21 protein-coding genes are annotated in these 22,374 nt (G+C 60.8%); 3 read left to right on the top strand and 18 right to left on the bottom strand.

The window, feature by feature from the left end; genetic code table 11:
• Window positions 1–187: 187 nt before the first annotated feature.
• Window positions 188–2,113 carry a BCCT family transporter gene (locus CACC_RS02430; protein ID WP_005277126.1) on the top strand — a complete coding sequence of 642 codons (1,926 nt, stop codon included), beginning with the start codon at window positions 188–190 and terminating at the stop codon, window positions 2,111–2,113.
• 326 nt (window positions 2,114–2,439) lie between these two features.
• On the opposite strand, the gene rpsI is transcribed toward CACC_RS02430, so the two are convergent.
• The 6 genes from rpsI to CACC_RS02400 form a co-directional block, all read right to left on the bottom strand.
• The gene (gene rpsI, locus CACC_RS02425) at window positions 2,440–2,982 is read right to left on the bottom strand and encodes a 30S ribosomal protein S9 (protein ID WP_005277123.1); all 543 of its coding nucleotides are present in this window, start codon (window positions 2,980–2,982) and stop codon (window positions 2,440–2,442) included.
• Entirely contained in the window at window positions 2,982–3,425 is a 444-nt protein-coding gene (gene rplM, locus CACC_RS02420; protein ID WP_034653789.1) for a 50S ribosomal protein L13, read from the bottom strand. Before rplM ends, rpsI begins: the two co-directional genes overlap by 1 nt.
• A 360-nt stretch (window positions 3,426–3,785) precedes the next feature.
• The gene (locus CACC_RS02415; RefSeq protein ID WP_005277116.1) at window positions 3,786–4,073 is read right to left on the bottom strand and encodes a WXG100 family type VII secretion target; all 288 of its coding nucleotides are present in this window, start codon (window positions 4,071–4,073) and stop codon (window positions 3,786–3,788) included.
• Between the two features lie 44 nt (window positions 4,074–4,117).
• Window positions 4,118–4,432, bottom strand: coding sequence for a WXG100 family type VII secretion target (locus CACC_RS02410; RefSeq protein WP_005277114.1), 315 nt, complete (start codon window positions 4,430–4,432; stop codon window positions 4,118–4,120).
• 133 nt (window positions 4,433–4,565) lie between these two features.
• Entirely contained in the window at window positions 4,566–5,744 is a 1,179-nt protein-coding gene (locus CACC_RS02405) for a type VII secretion-associated protein (protein ID WP_005277112.1), read from the bottom strand.
• Window positions 5,745–9,434, bottom strand: coding sequence for a type VII secretion protein EccC (locus CACC_RS02400; RefSeq protein ID WP_005277109.1), 3,690 nt, complete (start codon window positions 9,432–9,434; stop codon window positions 5,745–5,747). It abuts the gene before it with no gap.
• Window positions 9,435–9,586: 152 nt separating this feature from the next.
• Between CACC_RS02400 and CACC_RS02395 the strand changes: the two genes are divergently transcribed.
• Both CACC_RS02395 and CACC_RS02390 read left to right on the top strand, forming a co-directional pair.
• Entirely contained in the window at window positions 9,587–11,035 is a 1,449-nt protein-coding gene (locus CACC_RS02395) for a ubiquitin family protein (RefSeq protein ID WP_035108303.1), read from the top strand.
• The gene (locus CACC_RS02390) at window positions 11,035–12,285 is read left to right on the top strand and encodes a S8 family serine peptidase (RefSeq protein ID WP_005277104.1); all 1,251 of its coding nucleotides are present in this window, start codon (window positions 11,035–11,037) and stop codon (window positions 12,283–12,285) included. Before CACC_RS02395 ends, CACC_RS02390 begins: the two co-directional genes overlap by 1 nt.
• On the opposite strand, the gene eccB is transcribed toward CACC_RS02390, so the two are convergent.
• The 12 genes from eccB to secY all read right to left on the bottom strand — a co-directional run bounded on the left by eccB (window position 12,282) and on the right by secY (window position 22,250).
• Window positions 12,282–13,565, bottom strand: a complete 1,284-nt coding sequence (gene eccB / locus CACC_RS02385; protein ID WP_023028300.1) for a type VII secretion protein EccB — start codon at window positions 13,563–13,565, stop codon at window positions 12,282–12,284. The two genes, CACC_RS02390 and eccB, sit on opposite strands and share 4 nt — an antisense overlap.
• A gap of 93 nt (window positions 13,566–13,658) precedes the next feature.
• Entirely contained in the window at window positions 13,659–14,540 is an 882-nt protein-coding gene (gene truA / locus CACC_RS02380; RefSeq protein ID WP_005277084.1) for a tRNA pseudouridine(38-40) synthase TruA, read from the bottom strand.
• A gap of 405 nt (window positions 14,541–14,945) precedes the next feature.
• Complete coding sequence (gene rplQ, locus CACC_RS02375) at window positions 14,946–15,458, bottom strand: 50S ribosomal protein L17 (RefSeq protein ID WP_005277082.1); 513 nt, start codon at window positions 15,456–15,458, stop codon at window positions 14,946–14,948.
• A 67-nt stretch (window positions 15,459–15,525) separates the two neighbouring features.
• On the bottom strand, window positions 15,526–16,536 hold the full coding sequence (locus tag CACC_RS02370; RefSeq protein ID WP_005277080.1) for a DNA-directed RNA polymerase subunit alpha: 1,011 nt from the start codon (window positions 16,534–16,536) through the stop codon (window positions 15,526–15,528).
• Window positions 16,537–16,650: 114 nt separating this feature from the next.
• On the bottom strand, window positions 16,651–17,256 hold the full coding sequence (gene rpsD, locus CACC_RS02365; RefSeq protein WP_035108300.1) for a 30S ribosomal protein S4: 606 nt from the start codon (window positions 17,254–17,256) through the stop codon (window positions 16,651–16,653).
• Window positions 17,257–17,277: 21 nt separating this feature from the next.
• On the bottom strand, window positions 17,278–17,682 hold the full coding sequence (gene rpsK, locus CACC_RS02360) for a 30S ribosomal protein S11 (RefSeq protein ID WP_005277076.1): 405 nt from the start codon (window positions 17,680–17,682) through the stop codon (window positions 17,278–17,280).
• A 3-nt stretch (window positions 17,683–17,685) separates the two neighbouring features.
• Window positions 17,686–18,054, bottom strand: a complete 369-nt coding sequence (rpsM, locus tag CACC_RS02355) for a 30S ribosomal protein S13 (RefSeq protein WP_005281309.1) — start codon at window positions 18,052–18,054, stop codon at window positions 17,686–17,688.
• Window positions 18,055–18,236: 182 nt separating this feature from the next.
• On the bottom strand, window positions 18,237–18,455 hold the full coding sequence (gene infA, locus CACC_RS02350) for a translation initiation factor IF-1 (protein ID WP_003854422.1): 219 nt from the start codon (window positions 18,453–18,455) through the stop codon (window positions 18,237–18,239).
• Window positions 18,456–18,714: 259 nt separating this feature from the next.
• Window positions 18,715–19,506 carry a L,D-transpeptidase gene (locus CACC_RS02345; protein ID WP_005277016.1) on the bottom strand — a complete coding sequence of 264 codons (792 nt, stop codon included), beginning with the start codon at window positions 19,504–19,506 and terminating at the stop codon, window positions 18,715–18,717.
• 79 nt (window positions 19,507–19,585) lie between these two features.
• On the bottom strand, window positions 19,586–20,380 hold the full coding sequence (gene map / locus CACC_RS02340) for a type I methionyl aminopeptidase (protein ID WP_005277014.1): 795 nt from the start codon (window positions 20,378–20,380) through the stop codon (window positions 19,586–19,588).
• Window positions 20,380–20,925, bottom strand: coding sequence for an adenylate kinase (locus tag CACC_RS02335; RefSeq protein WP_005277013.1), 546 nt, complete (start codon window positions 20,923–20,925; stop codon window positions 20,380–20,382). The genes map and CACC_RS02335 overlap by 1 nt, the downstream gene beginning before the upstream one ends.
• On the bottom strand, window positions 20,925–22,250 hold the full coding sequence (secY, locus tag CACC_RS02330) for a preprotein translocase subunit SecY (RefSeq protein WP_023030124.1): 1,326 nt from the start codon (window positions 22,248–22,250) through the stop codon (window positions 20,925–20,927). Before secY ends, CACC_RS02335 begins: the two co-directional genes overlap by 1 nt.
• Window positions 22,251–22,374 lie beyond the last annotated feature (124 nt).

The following is a 22,374-nucleotide window of genomic DNA, read 5'->3' as shown; positions in this document are numbered from 1 at the left end:
TTATGCCTTGTTAGTCCCGCGGGTCGCATGTTTGGGGCATCGGCAAGCGGGCTAATTGGGTAACCAACATCACGAAAAATGTCCTTGTGATGAAAAGCAAAATTTGCTTAAAGTCGTACTTTTTGGCTTTTATATGAAATTATTAGCTAGGTTATACTTCACTCTTTTGCCCTAGAGAGGATCAACGATGAACGAACCTAGATCTTCAGGTGACAAGTCACCTGAAACTACCTCGCAAAAGGCACGATCAGCCATTGCGAAAGCCGCTTCTGGGGAACGCGCTATTCATCCAGCCCTCATTCCCGGAGTAAGTGTCGAAAACACCCGCGCCGATTTCAAGACCAATAAAACTGTCTTTGCGGTGGCGCTGGCATCAACAGTTGGCATTATCCTGTGGGCCATCATCGCACCAGATAACCTGGCCAACACAGGAAGCACCATGCGGGCGTGGGTCGTCCAAAACTTTGGATGGCTTTTTACGATCATCATGATCGCCACCACGGCATTCCTGCTGACAATCGCCATCGCCCCAACCGGCAAAATTAAGCTCGGCGCCGATGATTCCAAGCCCGATTTCTCCCGGAACGCCTGGATCGCCATGCTCTTTGCCGCCGGTATGGGAATCGGCCTGGTCTTCTACGGCCCGATGGAGCCGCTTGCCCTATTCTTGACTCCACCGCCTTATCTCTCCGGTGTCGAATCCGGCAGCCAAGAAGCCATCCTTCCTGCCTTTGCCCAGGCGGTTCTGCACCACGCTACGTTGCCGTGGATGATCTTTGCGCTGGTGGGCGGCGCACTTGCCTATGCCGCTTATCGACGCGGCCGTATCCCGCTTATTTCCTCGCTATTTGAACCCCTCATTACGGATTCGAATAACCGGGTATTTGGAAAGATCGTCGATATCTTCGCAGTGTTGGTCACCCTCTTCGGCACGGCGACCTCGCTGGGTATCGGTGCCCTGCAGATCCGCACGGGAACCTCGATCCTTACCGGCAAGCCCCTCGAAGGCAACGGAATCATGGTGGTGATCATTACGATCCTCACCATCCTTTTCATTCTTTCCGCAATGTCCGGCATCAAGCGCGGCATCCGCATCCTGTCCAATATCAACATGGGCCTGGTCATCGGACTCGCGGTCTTCGTGCTCATCACTGGGCCGACGCTCTATATTCTGGACCTGCTTCCCGCCTCCCTGCTGCAGTTCTTCAAGCACTTCGAAGACATGATGTCCCTCTCCGCCTCCCAGGGTGAGCCGGAGAAGGAATTCGTCACCGCATGGACCATGCTCTACTGGGCGTGGTGGATTTCCTGGTCGCCCTTCGTCGGCATGTTCATTGCGAAGATTTCCCGCGGGCGCACCATTCGCGAATTCGTCTTCGTCATCATGCTCGTGCCCACCACCCTTTCGCTTTTCTGGTACGTCATCTTTGGTGCCACCGCAATTAAGACCCACCTGGACGGAGACGGAATCGAGATCGAAGGTTCCGGCGAGAATGTGATGTTCGATCTCATGAGATCGCTGCCGCTATCTAGTATCACCACGGTCATCGTCCTCCTCGCTGTGGTCGTCTTCTTCAATACAGCCGCTGACTCCGCTACCAACGTCATGGGCTCCATGTCCCAATCAGGCCGACCAATCCCCTCGACATCGATTTCCGTTATTTGGGGCGTTGCCCTGGGTGGCATTTCCTTGTCTCTGCTGCTTATCGCCGGCAAGGATGCCCTGAGCGGCCTGCAATCCATCATGGTCTCCAGTTCGCTGCCGTTTACCTTCATCCTCATCGGCATCATGGTGGCCTGGGGCAAGGACTTGGCGCGCGACCCTGCAATACTGCGCAGGAAATATGCCCATGCCGCCATTGAGCGCGGCACCCACTTGGGCCTCCAAGAACACAATGGCGACTTCGTATTCAGCTCTTCTGCCGTTCCAGAAAACCACGGTGCCGGGGCTGAAATTGAAAACAATGACCCGTACCTCCATGAGTGGTACACCATCAACGCATCGGATGAGTACCTCGCAGAGCAGGCAGCCCTCCGCGAAGAGCGCCGCGCCGAGCTCAAGGACTTTGCACAGAAGAAAATCAAGGGCAAGGCCGTAGAAGACGATGAATAATCTCCCTGCCTAACCGGCCTTCTCCTCTAGGCTCTAGGTCCCTAGCCCGCCTCCATCGCGCTGCGCATTAGCGCTCACCGCGATGAGAGGCGGGCTTTTCTCTGTCCCTACAGTCCGTGGTGCACTGCGGCGTGCGGGCTCCATCGCGGCCTCGGCTGAGCGCTTATGCCTCACGCACGGCTCAGCCTCAAGAGGCTGGCCAGGCGGGATTTGGCCGGCCCAACCTAAGGGGGCATCGGCAAGAGCGATAAAACGACAAAGCTGCCGCCTCCCAGAATGGGAAGCAGCGGCAATGTATGGCGCTTGCGCGCGCAATAGAAGCGAGATTAACGCTTGGAGTACTGCGGTGCGCGACGTGCCTTGTGCAGACCAGCCTTCTTACGCTCAACTGCACGAGCGTCACGGGTGAGCAAACCAGCCTTCTTCAAGGTGGAGCGATCAGCCGGGTTGTAGATGTTCAGTGCACGAGCGATAGCCAGGCGCAGGGCACCGGACTGACCGGTCGGGCCACCACCGTTAACGGTGACCTTCAGGTCAAACTGGTTCTCGCGGTCCAGCAGGGTCAGCGGGGTGAGGATGTCCTGCTGGTGCAGCTTGTTCGGGAAGTACTCAGCGAACTCGCGGCCGTTGACCACGATCTGGCCGGAGCCAGCAACGAGGCGAACGCGAGCGACGGCGCGCTTACGGCGACCGACGGTCTGAATTGGACCCTCGTGAACCGGAGCAGCGGCCTCAACCTCTGCCTCGGTCTCAGCGTTGGCGCTAGCCAACGAATCACCGATGGTGTTGGTGAACTCTTCGGTAGCGGCGCTTGCTGCAGCGATGTCAGCAGCCTCGGCTACATTGTTGTCGATGTTCTGCTCAGCCATTACTGTGCCACCTGCTTAAACTCGAAGGTTTCCGGCTTCTGACCGGCGTACGGGTGCTCATCGCCTGCGAAGACGTGCAGCTTCTTGATGGAAGCGCGGGAGAGCTTGTTGTGCGGCATCATGCCGGCAACAGATTCTTCGATAACGCGGACCGGGTTGGCGTCCAAAGACTGACCCAGGGTCATGGACTTCAGACCGCCCGGGTAACCGGAGTGGCGGTAGCGCATTTCGCGGTCGCGCTTGGTGGAAGAAACGTGAATCTTGTCAGCGTTGATGATGATGACGTGGTCACCGGTGTCAACGTTGGGTGCGAACTGTGGCTTGTGCTTGCCGCGCAGCAGGTCTGCCACGGTGGAAGCAAGCTTGCCCAGCACCACGTCCGTAGCATCGATGACGTACCACTTGCGGGTGATGTCACCGCTCTTTGGGTGGAAAGTAGACAAAATGACTCCTTGAAAGTCTGTCTCGGAACTGCCGGCCAGCGCTAAGCATCCATTCGCTTCCCAACAGCGGCCGGTGGAGACCTGCGGGAAGCGCTTCGCCAGCTGCTTGCCGACGAGCGAACACATAGGGCTACAACTTTAGCCGCTACCGGAGTAAAAGACCAAAACGCCAAAACCGGCACCTTTCCAGGAAGAAGAGGTACCGGTAAAAGAGGTTCTATGTGGCGGTTTGTGCAAGTAGCGCGGTAAGGAGACGGCGGCTGCGTTCGCCTCCTGCCGGATGGATACGGGCACGGGCACCGCCCGACTCCCCTATTGCGCTTTAAAGAAACAGGTTAGATAGATGCCGCCAAGGGTGCGTTAACCCCAGCTAGCGGCGGCGCGGCGGTTAACATCGCTCATGGCGTCATTGCCCTGGGACACGGTCTTGGAGATGGTTGCCAGCACGGTATTGAGTTCCTGTGCCGCCTTATCCCACTTGGCCTGTGCCTGGTTATAAGCCACTGCGGACTCACCTTCCCAGGTGCTCACCATGGGTTGGAGGCGGGATTTGAGGTCGGCCAAGGTGCTGTTGATGCGGCCGGAGGTGGCGTTGATATCGGCTGCGGCAGAAGAGATGGCGCCGAATTGGTACTTAATTTCGGACATGGGAAAAATGCTTCCTTTCGAAGTTGCTGGTGGAGGTGGCTGGGTTACAGGGCGAGGCCGCCGCCAACATTGGAGAAGGCCTGGGTGTTTTCGGCTTCGACGTTGTCAAAGTTGTGGGCATTGCTGCGGATGTTTTCAGAAATCGAGGTCAATGCCTCGCGCAGTTGCTGCGCGGAGGTGTTGTAGCGCTGCATCAAGTTATCGAATGAAACCTGTGCCTGGCCGGCCCAGCTGCCGCGGACAGAATCCACTACACCCTGCAGGCGGGTGAGCTCGCCTTGGACTTCGTCATTGGTGTTATCGACGCGGCCGGCGGTAGAGACCATGACATCGGCTTGTGTCTTAAAAGTCTGAGACATAACAGTGCGCCCCTCCTTAGGGCGGGAAGAGATGTTGAGTGTGATTTCCCCCGAAAAAGCTTCTGTGCTTTCTCACCGTTATTGGACTGTGCTCAGACCCATTTGGTTCCCGGGACGTTAAAAACTTTTCTGTTTATTTCTTACTCAGGGATTCGGTGGCCATCCGGCACGCGGCTTTTTGCACGGCATTGGCATTATGACGGGTATGGCACCCCACCGACATGTGGTGCCCGGTATCTTCCCAGATGGTCCATTCCACAACGGAGCCATCGCCGGGGTCTTCTATATAGTGCAAACGCCCTGCGTCCTCGGATACATCGCGCAGTTCCGGATCCTTGTCTACCTGCGCTTTGATTTCACCAAAGAGCGCCTTGGCCGGCACGTTAAAAAGCGAGTCCGCCGCTAAGAGAATCCTTAAATCAGGGTCTTCTCCTGTGGCGGTCACTAGGCCTTCCTCCACAGTGGCCTGAAATCCGGTGGGAAGGACGACGGAGAGCCCTTCGATATCAAGGCGCTTTTCGCCTGGGTTGAGCTCGCCGTCACCGCCCGCGTCGCCAGCCGCGTCCGCGTTGCCATCGCTGCCACCACCGGATTCTTCCTTTGGCACGGAGTCGGCGGCGCTCGCAGCGGTGGCACTTCCAGCGGCGGTGCCGGCCTCGCCGCCGTCCTCATTATCGGACGCATTCGCCCCCATGGCCCACCACGAGGCGCCGACGACGGCGAGGATCACCACGACGATGGCGACATGAAACATATCGATGGCACCTATCCAGCCGCGCAGCTTATCGGCCCACCGCGTGCCTGTCCCCTGCCCTTTTTCTGCTCGCGCACCAGTTCCCGGGTCAGCCGTTGTTTCCGTGCGGCCCGTGGAAATATCCATCTGGGCGGTGGGCGCGGATTCTAGGGCATCCGCAAGTGCCGATGCCGCCGCTACTGCCGACGGTGCCCCTGCCTCGCCCGCAGCCGATTCAGCCTCTCGTGCTGGAGTTGATTCCGGTGCGGGTGTTGCTTCCTGCTGTCGCACGCGGGCGCCGGCTACATCGAGTTGGCGGGTAAGAATGGTGACGGCCTCGCGGGAGACGGCGGTGCCAGAGGGATCCGCGATGACGGATACGTCCACGTCCGGCCAAGCGGATCCAGCGATCTTCGCGATCTGGTCCATGACGTGGCCGAGTGCCTTGCCTTCTACGATGCCGGTCCCAGCAAGATCGTAGCGGTACACGGTTTCTGGGCCTTCAAAGATGGTGGCCGCATCCATAACGGTCACCGTAATCGTTGCCGTTGCTGCGGAGATAGGCGTTTCTGTAGACATTTATTCTTCTCCTTCCCCGTAAACCACCTGGGCGATTCCCAGGTTTTCGCCGCGGATGCTCCACTGCCCGCGCCCGGGCGGCTGGTGGCTGGGCTTGAGGCCGAAGATGGTGCCTTCGTCGCGGTCGGCATCGAAAAGCAGGAATGCGGGTTGCAGATCGCGCACCGCGGAAAAGAATTGGCCAAACAGCGCCCGGCCAATGCCGCCGGATTTTCGGGCGATGACCATGTGCAAGCCGATGTCCCGCGCATGAGGCAGAAGATCGATTAAGGGTGCCAAGGCTATATCGCTGACCAAGTCCGCATCATCGATCACCACGTAAATATCCGGGCCCTCCCACCAATCGCGGGCGGCAAGTTGCTCTGGGGTGATATCCGGCCCCGGCAAGCGTTGTTCCAGCGTGCGCACGGTATTAACGATTGCCTCCTGCGCACTTGATTGCGTTGCGGCATAGGCCGCCACCATGTCCTGATCCAGCGTGCCCAGGTGGGCGCGGCGCTGATCGATGACCACCAGCCGCGCCGCCTCCCGCGGAAGGCTACTAATCCCGCGCATTATCTGTGCCAAGAAATTGGACTTGCCGCAGCCTTGGGCGCCGATGGCAACTAGGTGCGGCTCGCGCTCCGGATTCCACGCCAAGGTGGAAAGGTCGCGCCCGCCGATGCCCCACGGGATGCCGCCAGTAGGTGCTTCGCCATGGGCGGCGAGCGCCTCTGGGGTCAGGACCGCCGGCAGCATCTTCAAGCGCGGGGCGGGAACGGCGTTCGCATGCACGCGGCAGATATGGGCAATATCTTGATTCGAGGTATGCGCGAGCAGCATATTTTCGCCCGCCTGTGTCAGCCCCCTGCCCGGCGCGCTGGGCAGTTTTTGCTGCAGCTTGCGGTCAATAAGCGAATCGAGTGCCTCACCCAAGCGCAGCTCGAGGCGGTTCGCAATGAGATCCCTAATCGCCGGCCGCATCGTGGTCCACCGGGAGGTCGCGATGACAACGTGGACGTTGGCGGAGGCACCGTCCGCAACGATATCCGTGATGGATTCGGCTAAATCCTCAAACTCCGCATTGGATGGACCGATGTGGTGCCAGCCATCGATAATCAAGAAGGTCTCGCGCGATTCCGGCCGGCGAATAAACCCGGCGACCTCATCGACAATGCGGCGGATCTTTTCGCCTTCTTCGCGCCCGGCTACCCCGGCAACGTGCGGTAACCGGTCTAGGGCCGCTAACTGCCCGCCGCCCAAGTCGATGACATAAAAGCGGATATCTTCCGGCCGCCGGTTAAGCGCCAAGGAGGAGACTATCGTGCGCAGCGCACCGGACTTGCCGGATTGCGGTCCCCCGCACAGGGCAAGGTGGCCGCCGTGTTGGTGAAAGTCGATGACTAGTTGGTCTTGGCGCTGGTAGTACGGCCTATCGATAATCCCGATCGGCGCGGATAGTTCCGCTGCGGTGGACTCCGCGCCCTCCATATCGAGGGACGATAGTTCAATGACCGGCGGCAGCGGAGGCAGCCAAATGCGGTGGGCCTCCTGGCCGCGCGCGGCGGCCTCTTCGCCGGCGGCGCGAACCACCTCAGTAAGAACCGATGTGGATTCATCCATCACCACAGCAGGAGAACTCTGTGCAGCGGCATCGTCCTGCGCCCATCCTGTAAAAAGCTCCACCCGGCGTGGCGGGCCTGCGGAGTTACCATCCCGATCCGTGGCCGCGTGCATCCCCGAGCTAGGTGCAGCCCGGCGCGCGAGCGGCCCTGATACGTAGGAGGCCTGAAACCGGGTGAGGTCCTCAGCATCGGATTTCAGGTAACCGGCGCCGGGTTGGCCGGGAAGGTGGTAGGCATCGGTCACGCCAAGGACCTGGCGGGATTCGGCGGAGGAAAAGGTTTTCAGGCCGATTCTGTAGGACAAGTGGGAATCTAGCCCCCGCAAGCGCCCTTCCTCGAGCCTTTGCGAGGCCAAAAGAAGGTGCACGTGGAGGCTGCGCCCCAAGCGCCCCACGGCAACGAAGAGCTCGGCGAAGTCCGGGTGCTGGCCCAAGAGCTCGGAAAATTCGTCGACGACGATGACCAGCGCCGGCAAGGGGCCATAGTCCCGCACGGCATCCGCAGAAGCGTTGTACTCGCCCACATTGGCAAAGTTGCCGGCGGTGCGCAGGAGTTCTTGGCGGCGGTTCATCTCCCCGGAAATGGCATCGTACATGCGCTCTACCAGGGTGGATTCTTCTTCAAGGTTGGTAATGACCGCAGAAGTATGCGGCAGGCGATCACAGCCTAGGAAGGTCGCACCACCCTTGAAATCTACCAACACGAGATTGAGTTCATCCGGGCTATGCGTGGCGGCAAGTGCGGTCACCAGGGTGCGCAGGAGCTCAGATTTACCGCTGCCCGTCGCCCCGATGCATAGGCCGTGCGGCCCCATTCCGCCATGCGCGGATTCTTTGAGATCCACGGTCACCGGCTGCCCGATGGAATCGATGCCGATGGGCACCATGAGCCGCGAGGCACCATCGCGCCCGTGCCACATGCCGCTGGCGGCCAATTCATCCACGCCGCTGTAACCAAGCAGCCCCAGCAAATCATTGCCCCGGCGCCCGGAGGTGCTATCGGGGCGCCGGAAGACCGCCATTCGGCGGGCCATAATCGTGGCCGCGGCGGCGCCCAAATAATCGGGTGTTCCCAGTTCTTCCACGCCTGCGGCCGTCACCGCCTGCAGGGTATCCGCCGCGACGAGGCACAAACCTTCTTGTTCCGCACGCAGGCTCAACGCGGATGACGGCGCACCGCCTACCTCAATGACGGTGGTATAAGAATCGCCGTGGAAGAAGTCTTCGGTGCCGGTGGTAAGGAGGGCATCGACAAGCACAATGCGAAACCGCGCCTTATCCGGCTCCCGCGTATGCGGCAGCCATTTTAGCCACTCCCACTCGCCGCCGATGGCCTCAACCCCGATGGTCTCGGGACCGTGCGCCAGGGCTAGCTGCATGACGAGGGCGCGCACCGTATCGCGGGCATTATCGCCGGTAAAGGATAAAAACCTAAAGGCCTGCAATTGGATCACCACCGGGAGATCCGGCACGGTACCCACCGCCTTGATGGCCTGGCGCATGCTCACCGCACAGACCGGGTCCAGGTCCTCGGTCGCACCAGAATCAGGCACGTTGATGGGCGTGCACAACGTGGTGGGCCCAGTGCCCACGCGCACCTCCAAGGCATCCGGATCATCAGGCCCGCGCTCCCACATGCGCCGCGATCCCACCAGCGGTTCCAGCCCCGCCGGATCCGGGTGCCGATACAACTCGTGCGCACGCTGCGCACCGGCATTATCCAGCGCCTTTTCCCGCAGCGCCTTAATGTGGCGCAAGTAGGTCCGCCGGGTTTCATCCGGGTCCTGCCCGCTATTGTGCGGCCCAAACATCATGGCCATACTGGCCAGCATCATCAGCGGAAACATCAGGGATACCGGGCTGATATGCCGCGAATCGCCCGCGCCCAACACCATCAGCGCCACCATGCCCAACATCGCGGCGATCATCACGATGGGCAGCAGCAGGCGCACCAGCGGCACCGGCTGCGGGCGCACCGCTTCCGGAACTTCCTCTGCCTCGATGGTGCCGGTGGGAAGCGGCGGTGGCGCGTCCCGAAGCGGCATGGACAATGGCTCCACGATGTGAGTTTCCCCGATCCCAAGCATGGGTAAAATCCTCCCCCGATCCACACGCTTAGCGCTCTTGGCCCCCTGCCAAGATTCCCCGCGCTGCGGTGGACACGACGCCACCAGTAAGCCACAATATGTGGCATTGGGCAAGGGGGATGCCCACAATCATGAGACAATTCGGGGGAATTATGACCGCTCCAACGGCGCATCACATGCGCCTTACCATCCGCATCCACGCAGATTCCTTCCACAAGGAAGCAGACGTGGCATTGCCATTAAGCTCCAGCCTCGGCGAGCTCATGGCAGAACTTACTGACCTTGTCGATGCACCCGCGATCACCTCGCCGTGGCGCGCCAGCACGGCCTCTGGGCGCACCATCGACCTCACCGCACCGCTTGCCGCCACGCCGCTAGCGGAAGGCTCCATCCTGGTGCTCGCCCCGCGCGAGGAGCGGCCCGCGCCCGTAATCCGCGACGCCGCCGAATCCCTCGCCGCCCAGAGCCGCGACGACACCACCTCCGCCATTCCCATCGTCTGGGCGTGGGCCGGGCTCGCCGCGGCCTTCGCCGTCACTTGGGTACTCTCGCTCCCAGCGGTGGCCTGCGCCGGGCTCGCCATCGCGGCCTTCGTGCTCGCACTGTGGACGCGGGCGCTATCGCTTGTCATGCTCACCCTGGCGGCAGGGGCGGCGAGCGGCTGGGCACTTATTTCGCCCGCGCTTGCCGATGCCCCCTATGCCGCCCTCACCACCAGCGCCACCCTGCTCGCGGCGTTATTGGCCTGCCACCTCACCCGGTTAAGCACGGTACGCATTACCTCCGGCGCGCTCACCATCGCCGGGCTAGTGCTCATTGCGTCCGTGAGCTACCTGCTTCCTGGGCTCAGTGGAAATTCGGGCATCGGCACGAGCCACGGTACCGCGGCGGCCGCAGGCACCGTTATCGCAGGCGTCATTGTGCTTGCCACCGCCCCCGCGCTGACCATCGCCACCGCGGGGCTCAAGGTGCCGCAATTGCCCACCGCGGGCCAAGACCTTGCCGTCTCTGATGAACTCCAGCCCGATGTGGACAATCGCGCCACCCGCGCCGGGTACGCCTACGAGGGCATCTGCTGCGCAATCGCGCTCTGCCTCATCCCGGCCCTTATCGCGCTCAGTTTCACTGGCACCGGCACCCTCGTGGCCACGGACGGGACCGTGGACGAGGCGGGATCCGCCGCTACCATCGGGTCTCGCATCGCCGTGCTTTTCGGCACCGGATTAACCGGGCTCGGCTTCGTCCAAGCGCTCTGCGTCTCCGTTGCTGGAACGGTGGTCATGCACGCCGCGCGTCACGGGCGCGTGCTTGCCAGCTGGGCTCTCATGCTCGTCGCCATGGTTGCCTGCCTCACCGCCTGTCTGTGCGCCGTGCATGCGATTGCCGTAGATGGGCTTGCTGGCGCTTGGGCGCCAACGGTGGTTGCGGCCCTCCTGCTTACCGCGATGCTAAGCGCACCACTGTGGACGGCCAAAATGAGCGAGGTGGAACCAACGACCATCGCCTGGTTCGAACGCATTGAGTCCCTCACCATCGCCGCCTGCCTGCCGCTTGCCGCGCACCTCGCCGGGATCTTCGAACTCATCAGGGGGCTGGGATAATGGGCCACACCCGCTCGCGTCGTTTTTCCGCACTACCTGGGTTCAACGGCAGTTCAAGGCTTGCTGCTTGCGCCCTTACCGCATGTGTCCTCGCCGGAACCGGCGATTTCATCACAGGAGCTCCCACCGCGCCCATCGCGGGCGCACGGGAACCGGACCGGGAATGCGCCACCGCGCATCCATCTCCCCTAGCGCCAGAACCTTCCGCAGACCAGCGCGCCTACCGTTCCCAGCTGCATTCCTTTGCCACGGGCGAGGGCATAAAGGTAGCCGTCATCGATACCGGCGTTGCCCACCACGATCAGCTGCCGAATCTCACCGCAGGCGCGGACCTGGTCACTCCGGAAGAACCGGATCCGCACCGAGATTGCGACCTGCACGGCACCGTCGTCGCCGGCATCATCTCCGGGCACGATATTGGCATCGCCCCACGCGCTGAGATCCGCGCCATCCGCCAAACCAGCGCGCATTATCGCCAATACGATGGCACGGCCGGCGAGTCCGACGAGGACAGCACCACCGGCTCGCTCGACACATTGGCCCGCGCCATCGATCATGCCGTGGAGGACAACGCCCGGGTGATCAATATTTCCGTGGTGTCCTGCGTTCCAGAGAAGACCGCGCGGCGCATCGATAGCTCCCGCTTGGATGAGGCGCTCGGCCACGCAGAAGATGCCGGCGCGGTAGTCATCGCAGCCTCCGGCAATATTTCCTCCGGCACCTGCGAAGAAGGCGATCACGTCTTTCCCGCTGATTCACCGACCGTTTTATCCGTTAGCGCCCAAGAGGATGCCCACGCACTCGCCGAGTACTCCCTCACGCCTGCCGATGGCCCACAATTAGCCGCCCACGGCTTCGTCCCTTTAGCGCTTAATCCCGCCGGTGGCTGGGCAGACGGGAAGAACCAACAGGATTCCCTGGCACAGTTTCACGGCACCTCGTTCGCGGCACCGGTAGTCAGCGGCACCGCCGCCCTATTAGCCGAGCGCTACCCAGACGCCAGCGCCGCCGATATACGTCAACGGCTGCTTTCCGCCGGCGAGCCCGGCAACGGTTTCATCGATCCGCTCGCCGCCCTTACCCATATCGATGGCGAATATGCCGCACCCGCGCGCGATCTGACTATCCAACCCGCCAAAGACGAACACTCCCCAGCGGCGAGCCGCACCGGGTGGGTGCTCGGCGGGTTAGTCCTGCTGCTGACGGGCCTGGCGGTTGCCCGCGGGCTACGCCGACCCAAGTCGGCCTAGGGGCTGACCTGCAGGGCTTCGTCCCGGTCCAAGCGCGAAGCCTCTGGCAAAAGCCGGATGATTTCCCACGGAACCTCCGCCCCAATACCGGTGCCGAGGGCCTCTAAGAGTTCCTTATTGTCCACCGCATGGCGCTGCCCCGTAGGCGAGACAACGTGGTAGCCATGCCCGGTATCCACACCAACTCCTCCTGCCGATAGCCCGCCAAAACGATCCGCTATACCCTCTCCGGCGAGCGCTACCGTCCCGGGGTTCTCAGTCACCAGCGCTGCCCCACCATCGCTATCAGCGCACATCCAGCCCTCATCTGGGCCAACGAAGTCGAAGGTGGTGGCGGGCAGGCGGAAGTTTAAGGGGGCATCGGCAAGCGCGCCTACCTCTTGTGGTGAGGCTTCTTTGCGCGTCGCGCCGTAGCTAACCAACATGTCTGCCTGGGTGGCGGAGAGCTCGGCGACGCCGTCGTCCGTCCGGGCCCACTGACCCTGCCCGGTGTCCATGATGTCCGGCAGCGGATCGGGAAACGTCAACGGCGGCTGCTCCGCAAAGGCATTGAGCAACTCCGCGGGAACGGGCCAGGAATGGGTGCTCCCGTCGATGCCAATCCCGCGGCGGATGACCCGGCCCTCCGTGCTCTGCGCATCGGGCAAGCGCACGCGCCCGTCCGCGGTGAGCAGCCACTGCACACCATCCGTTTCTGCGAGCGCGGCGCGCTCCTCCCCAAAACCCTCCTGCGGCGGATCCGCCACCACGATGACCTCTTCTTGAGCCACCTGTTGGCCATCGATGCTGGTGGGATTATCCGCGGGCTGCTCATCGTGGCCGGCAAGGCACGCCGCCCACGAGCGCTGCGGGGTCTCGCCCGGTGCGGCCAAATAGCCGGGAGCATCCGAAATCCCCACCGGCGTGCCCAACGAGGCCTCGCGCAAATGCTCGTCCCCAATGGTCTGCGCCTCGGCCGCCTCGCCGGCGATGATCCGCGCGGACGACAGGTTATAGACGGGGTGGTACGTATCGTTGACGTCCACGAAGAGCTGGCCTTGCTCCGAGCGCACGATGGGCGCATCCCCTGGCTGCGGGCTCGGCTGCAGCCAAGCCAAAAGGCCCGAGCCGACCGCTAAAAAGGCCACTCCTACTCCGCCGAACATCATCGCCTTGCGGCGGCGAGCCAGCGGATCGTGGATCATACGGGTATCGCCCAATACGAGCCCGTGTTCCACACGCCGGCGTAAAAATTTATGGCCCGAGACTTGGGCCTTGGTCGTTGGCAATGGACGTGCCATGAATTTCCCCCCGAAAATTCCCCGAAAAGTCTAAATAAACCCAGACCTCAGGCTAGCGCAGGCTCCTCACCCCTGCCACTTGGCAGCGTGTTTTCACAAGGTCGTGCGCTTTTCCCTCGTTATATCCGCCCGCGCGGACATTTCGCCCGCCTCCGGGTAATCCACCTGCACTAAAGACAGGCCCTTCGCCGGTGCCACTGGGATGCGAGAGGAGCGCTTGGTTTCCTGCAGCAACGCCGCGGCAAAGTCGACGTCCCTGCGGCCTTCCCCAACGCTTAAGCAACAGCCAACCAAAGAGCGCACCATCGACCAGCAGAAGGCGTCCGCGGTCACCCGGGCCTCAAAGAGCTGCGGTTCCTCCGGCGTCGAGACATCCTGCCAGCTAAATTCCTGTAATTCGCGAATGGTGGTGGCATTCGGCTTGGCCTTACAAAAGGCCGCAAAATCGTGCAGACCCACCAGCGCATTGGCCGCGTCTTGCATGGCCCCGATGTCTACCGGTTTGAACCATTCGGCCGTATCGCGCGCCCGCGTCGGCAGCGCACCCCGCGGGCTGGTGGTTATCCGGTACACATAATGCCTGCGCAGCGCAGAAAATCGGGCATCAAAACCTTCTGGCGCGAAATCGCAGCCGTGCACCCGGACGTCTTCCGGCAACAACTTGGCAAGCCTGCGCACCAACTTCCCGGGATCATTTGCTACGGACCGTTGCTCCAGCATCTCCTGCGGCACATCCACGTGCGCCACCTGCCCGCGAGCATGGACGCCCGCATCCGTACGCCCAGCTACCGTCAGCGGTACCTCCGTCCGAGCGATCATTGCTAGCTGCTCCTCGAGCACGCCTTGGACGGTGCGCAGTCCGCCCTTTTGCCTGGCCCATCCGTGAAAATCGGTGCCGTCATAGGCCAGATCTAACCGGATCCGAACGAATCCTTCTGCTGGTCCCTCATGTGCGATCGGTGCTGCTTCAGTCATGGTGGACCTAATGCTACCGGAGGCGGCGGCGGGTTCCCGAAACGTGCAACCTCCCCTGTTCGTTTTGAGCAGACAATGCAATATCTGAGGGCCCTGTTTGCTCAGTTATCGCAGTGGAGGATGCACATAGGAGGTTGAGCGTTGGAGGTTAGACATAAGTGTCGTAGTGCATTGGACGTTGGGTGGCCTGCTGCATGGCGCAGCCGCACGATGGAGTCGCGCAATGGCGCCATACGACGGCGGGGACCAGGAACATAAAGATCCAAGTTCAAAACGACAAAAGCCGCCTCCCCTGTCTCTTCGTAAAGAGAATGGGAAGGCGGCGATTGTGCGCTACTGCTGCGAGTAGTCGGTGCAATCCACGCACGGCGTTAGGGCCGGAGTGAATTCAGCAGCCAGGAGAGATTACTTCTCCTCGGACTCCTCAGCAGAGGTGTTCTCAGCTGCGGTGTCCTCGGCCGGAGCCTCGGTCTCCGCAGCCTCGTCTGCCTGAGCCTCTTCAGCCTCAGCGGCCTTGGAAGCGGCAGCGCGGGTAGCGCGGTTAGCCTCGGAGGTCACGGTCTCCTCAAGAACGAGGGAGATCTGGGACATCGGGGCGTTGTCACCGGTGCGGTTGTCCAGCTTGATGGTGCGGGTGTAGCCACCCTCACGGTTCTCAAACTTCGGTGCAACCTCGTCGAACAGGTGAGAAACAACATCCTTGCGCGGGATGAGCTTCAGCACTGCGCGGCGGTCAGCAATCGTGCCGGACTTAGCCTTGGTGATGATCTTTTCGACGTACGGGCGAAGAACCTTCGCCTTGGCATCGGTGGTCTTGATGGCGCCGTGCTCGATCAGGCTAGCTGCCAAGTTGCTCAGCATGTGAGCTTGCTGCTTGGCGGAGCCACCGAGACGGGCACCCTTCTTCGGGGTAGGCATTGTTTACTCCTCGTGTGCGGTAAAAGTTGAGCGCGCGGCAACGAGTGCCGCAGTTCAGGGTGATTCTTTACTCGGAATCGTCCGCAGCCGGGTCCTTGAAGTCACCGGTTTCTGCGTCGTAGCCCTCGAGCTGGGTGGGGTCGAAGTCCTCAGGGGTGTCCTTCAGAGCAAGGCCCAAGTTAGCCAGCTTGATCTTTACCTCATTAATCGACTTCTGACCGAAGTTACGGATATCCAGCAGGTCGGACTCGGTGCATTCTGCAAGCTCGCCGACGGTGTGGATTTCCTGACGCTTCAGGCAGTTATAGGAGCGAACGGAGAAGTTCAAGTCCTCGATAGGCATGCCGTAGGCGGCGATGTACTCGGTCTCCTGCGGGGAGGGACCAATCTCGATACCTTCGGCTGCGTTGTTCAGCTCGCGTGCCAGGCCGAACAGTTCGACCAAGGTGCCACCGGCAGAAGCCAGGGCGTCGCGTGCGGAAATCGAGTTCTTGGTTTCGACGTCGATGGTCAGCTTGTCAAAGTCGGTGCGCTGCTCAACACGGGTAGCTTCGACCTTGTAGGAGACCTTCAGCACTGGGGAGTAGATCTGGTCGATTGGAATACGGCCGATTTCCCCAGAGGTTGCGGCAGCCGGGACGTAGCCACGGCCGCGCTCGACGACGAGCTCAATGTCCAGCTTAGCGGTGTCATTCAGCGAAGCGATGTGCAGATCCGGATTGTGGATCTCCACGCCAGCCGGCGGCTGGATATCGCCTGCGGTGACATCACCAGGGCCTTCCTTGCTCAGGTACATAACCACCGGCTCATCGGAGTCGGAGGACAGGACCATGCTCTTGATGTTCAAGATGATCTCAGAAACGTCTTCCTTCACACCGTTGATGGTGGTGAACTCGTGGAGCACACCATCAATCTTGATGGAGGTTACCGCTGCGCCCGGGATGGACGACAGCAGGGTGCGACGCAGCGAGTTACCGAGGGTGTAGCCAAAGCCCGGCTCGAGCGGTTCGATGACGAACTTGGAACGAGACGAGTCGATGAATTCCTCGGTGAGCTGAGGACGCTGGGAAATGAGCATTGCAATTCTCCTTTTCGGCGACCGCTATTTGACGCCGGTAGAGGGGGTAAAAATCTTGAGGTTGAAGATTCCTGATGGACCGCGTGGCCTTGAAGAGCCGTGCGGTATAACAGTTTACTTCGAGTAAAGCTCGACGATGAGCTGCTCTTGCAGCGGAATGTCGATCTGAGCGCGCTCGGGCAACTGGTGCACGAGGATGCGCAGCGTATCAGGAACGACCTGCAACCATGCCGGTACGTTGGCATCGATAAGAGCGTCCTGAGCGTCTTCGAACCATTCCATCTTCTGGGAACGCGGGCGGACATCGATGATGTCGTACTGCGTAATCCGGTAGGACGGGATGTTGATGTTCTTGCCGTTCACGGTGAAGTGACCGTGGGAAACGAGCTGGCGAGCCTGGCGGCGGGTGCGTGCCAGACCTGCGCGGTAAACCACGTTGTCGAGGCGGGTCTCCAGCAGGATGACCAGGTTGTCACCGGTCTTGCCTGGGAGGCGGTTAGCCTCGGTGTAGTAGCGGCGGAACTGACGCTCCAGCACACCGTAGGTGTACTTTGCCTTCTGCTTCTCCTGGAGCTGCAGCAGGTACTCAGATTCCTTGATGCGGTTGCGGCCAGCCTGTCCCGGAGGGTACGGGCGGCGCTCGAATGCCATGTCTCCGCCGACCAAGTCGACGCGAAGACGGCGGGATACGCGGGTAGCGGGGCCAGTGTAACGAGCCATTTTCTTACCTCTTTCCTTCCCTTAAACCTTGCGACGCTTGGTCGGACGGCAGCCGTTGTGCGGCTGTGGAGTTGCATCCGTGATCGAGGAAACCTCGAGGCCTGCAGCCTGCAGGGAACGGATGGCGGTCTCGCGGCCGGAGCCCGGACCCTTGACGAATACGTCAACCTTCTTCATGCCGTGGTCCATTGCCTTGCGTGCGGCGCTTTCAGCGGCCATCTGCGCAGCGAACGGAGTGGACTTACGGGAACCCTTGAAGCCAACGTGGCCAGAGGATGCCCAGGAGATAACAGCACCGGTCTGATCGGTGATCGAGACGATGGTGTTGTTGAAGGTGGACTTGATGTATGCGTGGCCCAGAGCCACATTCTTCTTGACGACGCGACGGCCGGAACGGCGTGCGCCGGAACGAGTCTTTGGAGGCATGAACTACTTCTTCTTTCCTGCGATCGTCTTCTTCGGGCCCTTACGAGTACGCGCGTTGGTCTTCGTACGCTGACCGCGTACCGGCAGACCGCGACGGTGGCGCAGACCCTTGTAGCTTCCGATTTCAATCTTGCGACGAATATCAGCCTGAACCTGGCGGCGGAGGTCACCCTCTACCTTCCAGGAGCCTTCAATTGCGTCACGCAGTGCCGAAACCTGTTCATCTTCCAGGTTGTCGGTGCGCAGGTCAGGAGAAATGCCAGTCTTTTCTAGCAATTCCTTGGCACGGGTTGGACCGATGCCGTAGATGTAGGTGAGAGCGACCTCCATACGCTTATTGCGTGGGAGGTCAACACCAGCTAGACGTGCCATAAGGCGTGTCCTTTCGGGTTGTTACGGCGGTTTTCTCCCCATCCGTCCCGCTCCATGCAACGCTTCGCCCGGACCGTGCCGGGAATCCTTGGGTTGCTTACCAGTGCGGGCTCAGGCCACCGTAGCCTGAGGTGTACAGGACAAAGCCATGCTTCGCCCTTGGGTGAGGAGGCTGACTGTGTTTACTTGTAGCGGTAGACGATGCGTCCGCGGGTCAGGTCATAAGGAGACAGCTCTACGACGACGCGATCCTCCGGGAGGATGCGGATGTAGTGCTGACGCATCTTACCGGAAATGTGTGCAAGAACCTTGTGCCCATTGTCGAGCTCGACACGGAACATTGCGTTTGGCAAAGGCTCGACGATGCGACCCTCTACCTCAATTGCGCCTTCCTTAGCCATAACCTCTACTTTTCTGGCGACAGACAAGTACCTGTCACCTGCATGTTTGTTGTCTACTGCGGTGGTGCAAGCCAACCAGACCTACTGGCGCTATACACCGTCAAACCAGCATACGCTGCAGCGACACGATTTCCAAACCGCACGCACTTTCATAAATCCCCAACCGGCAGCGGAAAACTAAAAATACCCTCGCGTTCAGTTCCAAATTCCGGAACCAAGCGCGAGGGCGAGGCGCGTTAACGCGGTGAGCTACACCGAATTAGTAGATGTAGACCTTGTCACCAATCTGGACATCGTTCCAGTAGCGAACCGCTGCATCGTAAGGCAGGTGGACGCAACCGTTGGAATCAACGTTGGTGTTGTCCAAGTGGAAAGCGTGGCCGTTATTGGTGAAGTAGATGGAGAACGGCATCGGCGCGTTATTGAACTCGCGGGAGATTTCGTCCTTCACCTTGCGGTTGACGTGGAAGGTACCGCGCGGGGTTTCCTCGCCCACCATGCCGGCGGACATGGATGGGGAAATGTAGGATACGTCGCCACCTTCCTGCAGCCAGGTGCGGCGGCCGTCAAGGTCGACACAAATCTTGGCATCTGCCGGGCAGGAGCCGCGGTCGAATTGGTTAGCGCGGCGCTGCTCCTCCGCACGGCGCGCCGCCTCTTCAGCCTTCGCCTTTTCTTCCGCAATCTGCTGTGCGTGTGCGCGCTCAGCAGCCTCGCGAGCCTGGCGTGCTTCCTCGTTCTTCTGAGCCACTAGGCCCGGAAAGAGGAATTCCAGGGCGCTATCGACTGCGGACTGCACGTTAGGCACCAGTTCCGGGGTGTACTTCTCAGCCTGGTCCAGGATGTCATTGCGGGTCTGCCATGCCTGGTCGCGGGTCTGGCCGTGGAAGTTATCAAGCTGCTGCTGGGCCTGGGCAGTGAGCTGATCGAGGGAAGGGAGTTGCTGAGCAGAGGCTGCAGGGGCGCCGGCAATCGTGCTCAATGCCATGACGCCAGCCACTGCTGGTGCAGCAACGGTGGCACTTAACTTGCGGAGGCTGAATTTAGACATAGTGGTGAGTATAAACCTTTCAGGGGATTTACGCCTAGTTTAAGCGGCGATTTTTCAGGGAATATGTACTGGGAATTTATTAGTAGCGCCTGGTGAGGATACGCGGGCCGTCCGCCGTCGCGGCTACCGTGTGCTCCCAATGTGCGGCAACGGAACCGTCGAGCGTGACCACCGTCCAGTCATCTTCTAGCACCGCACTATCGACGGTGCCCAAAGTAAGCATTGGCTCGATGGCCAGGACGGAGCCCTCCTGAATGACGGGCCCGCGGCCAGGCTTTCCCTCATTTTCCAAATAGGGATCTTCGTGCATGGTCCGGCCAATTCCATGACCGCCGTAACCATCCACGATATAAAGGGATACGCCAAACTTGTCTTCGGCGCGGTAAGTTGCCTGCTCCAAGGCGTGGGACACGTCGGTCAGGCGGTTGCCCGGGACCATCGCCTGCAGTCCTTCCATGAGCACCCACTCGGTCGCCGCGTTCAATGCCGCAACGTCCGGGTCCAGTTCACCGATGGGAAAGGACCACGCGCTATCTCCTACCCAGCCATCGAGGGTGGCGCCGCAGTCGATGGAGAGGAGGTCGCCATCGGCAAGCACGGTCTTCGCATCCGGAATCCCGTGCACGATGACATCGTTAACGGAGGAACAAATGGAGCCCGGAAATCCCTCGTAGCCCTTGAAGGTAGGGGTGGCACCGGCGGCGCGGATGGTCTGTTCCGCCACCGCATCGAGCTCAAGCGTGCTCACTCCTGGCGCCGCCGCGGCGCGAACTGCCTGCAGCGCCTTGCCGACGATCTCGCCAGCCGCCTGCATGGCATCCAGCTCGCCCGGGGTGCGGGCGGGAATGCGCTTGGTGCGGCGCCGAAAAGCCATTACTTGCCCAGCGCTTCCATGGCGCGGGCGTTGATCTCTTCGACGGAGCCCTCTGCCTTGATGGGGATGATGGCGTCGCCGTAGTGCTCGATGAGCGGGAAGGTCTCATCGCGGTAGACACCCAGGCGGGTGCGGATGGTTTCCTCGTTATCGTCGGCGCGGCCGCGCGCCATCATGCGCTTGACAACAACGTCCTCAGAAACCTCGAAGTTCAATACGCCGTCGAGCTTTTCGCCCTTCTTGGACAACAGCTCTTCCAAGATGTCTGCCTGCTCGGTGGTGCGCGGGAAGCCGTCCAAGAGGAAGCCGTTCTTGGCGTCGTCTTGGCTGAGGCGCTCTTCTACCATGCGCGCGGTAACATCGGTAGGCACGAGCTTGCCGGCGTCGATATAGGACTTCGCCTCAACGCCCAGCGGGGTGCCCTCGCCAATATTGGCGCGGAAGAGGTCACCGGTGGAGATGTGTGGAACGCCGAGCTTTTCGCTCAGGATTGCTGCTTGGGTGCCTTTGCCAGCACCGGGGGGGCCGAGAAGTACAAGACGCATTATTTCAGTAGTCCTTCGTAGTTGGATTGGAGAAGTTGAGATTCAATTTGCTTGACCGTGGTCAAGGCGACGGAGACCATAATCAAGATGGCCGTACCGCCAAAGGCGGAGGTGCCGGCGGCCGAAGAGTGACCAACGCCAAGGTCCAGCAGGATATTCGGCAGGATGGCGATCAACGCCAAGTACAGGGCACCGACGCTCAGCAGGCGGTTCATGACAAAGCCGAGGTACTCCGCGGTGGGGCGGCCCGGGCGGATGCCTGGGATGAAGCCACCGTACTTCTTCATGTTATCGGCTTGCTCAGCGGGGTCGTACTGCACCGAGACGTAGAAGTACGCGAAGAAGATGGTCAGCAGGAAGTACAAGACGATGTACTGCCAGGACGACGGCGCCTGTAGGTGCGCAATAACGTTGCGCTGCCACCAGTTATCCGGGGTGTGTACGGAGCTGGAGTTGACGATCTGCGTGATCAGCACCGGCATGTAGATAAGCGAGGAAGCGAAGATGACCGGGATAACGCCGGCCTGGTTGACCTTCAGCGGCAGGTAAGTGGAAGAGCCACCGTACTGACGCCGGCCCACCATGCGCTTGGCGTATTGCACCGGAATGCGGCGCTGGCCCTGCTCGATGAAGGTAATACCGACGACCAGAACAATAAGGCCAGCCAGCACCATGGCGAAGACCATACCGCCGTTGTTTTGCAGGATATTCATGCCATCGGTAGGCAGGCGCGTCGCAATACCGGCGAAAATGAGCAGGGACATTCCGTTGCCAATGCCCTTTTCCGTAATCAGCTCGCCCATCCACATCACGAGGACGGCGCCGGAGGTCATCGTCACCACAAGCAGGATCAGGGTGAAGAAGTTGCGGTCTTCCGCCAAGACCGGCACGCCTTGACCCAGCAACTGCTCGCGGTCCGCCAGCGCGACGATGCCGGAGGATTGCAGCAGCGCCAAGGCGAGCGTGAGGTAGCGGGTGTACTGGGTCATTTTCGCCTGCCCAGACTGACCTTCCTTCTTCAGCTGCTCAAAGCGCGGGATGACCACGGTCAGCAGCTGCACGATAATGGACGCCGTAATGTAGGGCATGATGCCGATGGCGAAGATCGACAGCTGCAATAGGGCACCGCCAGAAAACAGGTTAATCACGGAGTAGAGGTCTCCGGATTCCTCTGTCAGCTGACGCAGGCGCCCTGCAATTGACGCGTAATCTACACCCGGCGACGGGATCTGTGCACCGATGCGGTACGCAATTATCATCACGATGGTGAAGATGATCTTCTTGCGTAGGTCGGCATCCTTAAAAGCCTGCAAAATGGCGGACACTACAAAATCCTCCTGGCCTACCGCTGTCACGCGCGAATCTATGGATTCCTCACGCAGCAACACACGGAGGTGGACACTCTATGGCTCCCGCAGGGCTCCACATCTTTCTCACTTGGCGTTAAGA

Source organism: Corynebacterium accolens (assembly GCF_023520795.1).
GTDB lineage: Bacteria > Actinomycetota > Actinomycetes > Mycobacteriales > Mycobacteriaceae > Corynebacterium > Corynebacterium accolens.
This window is presented reverse-complemented; position numbering and strand designations above follow the sequence as displayed.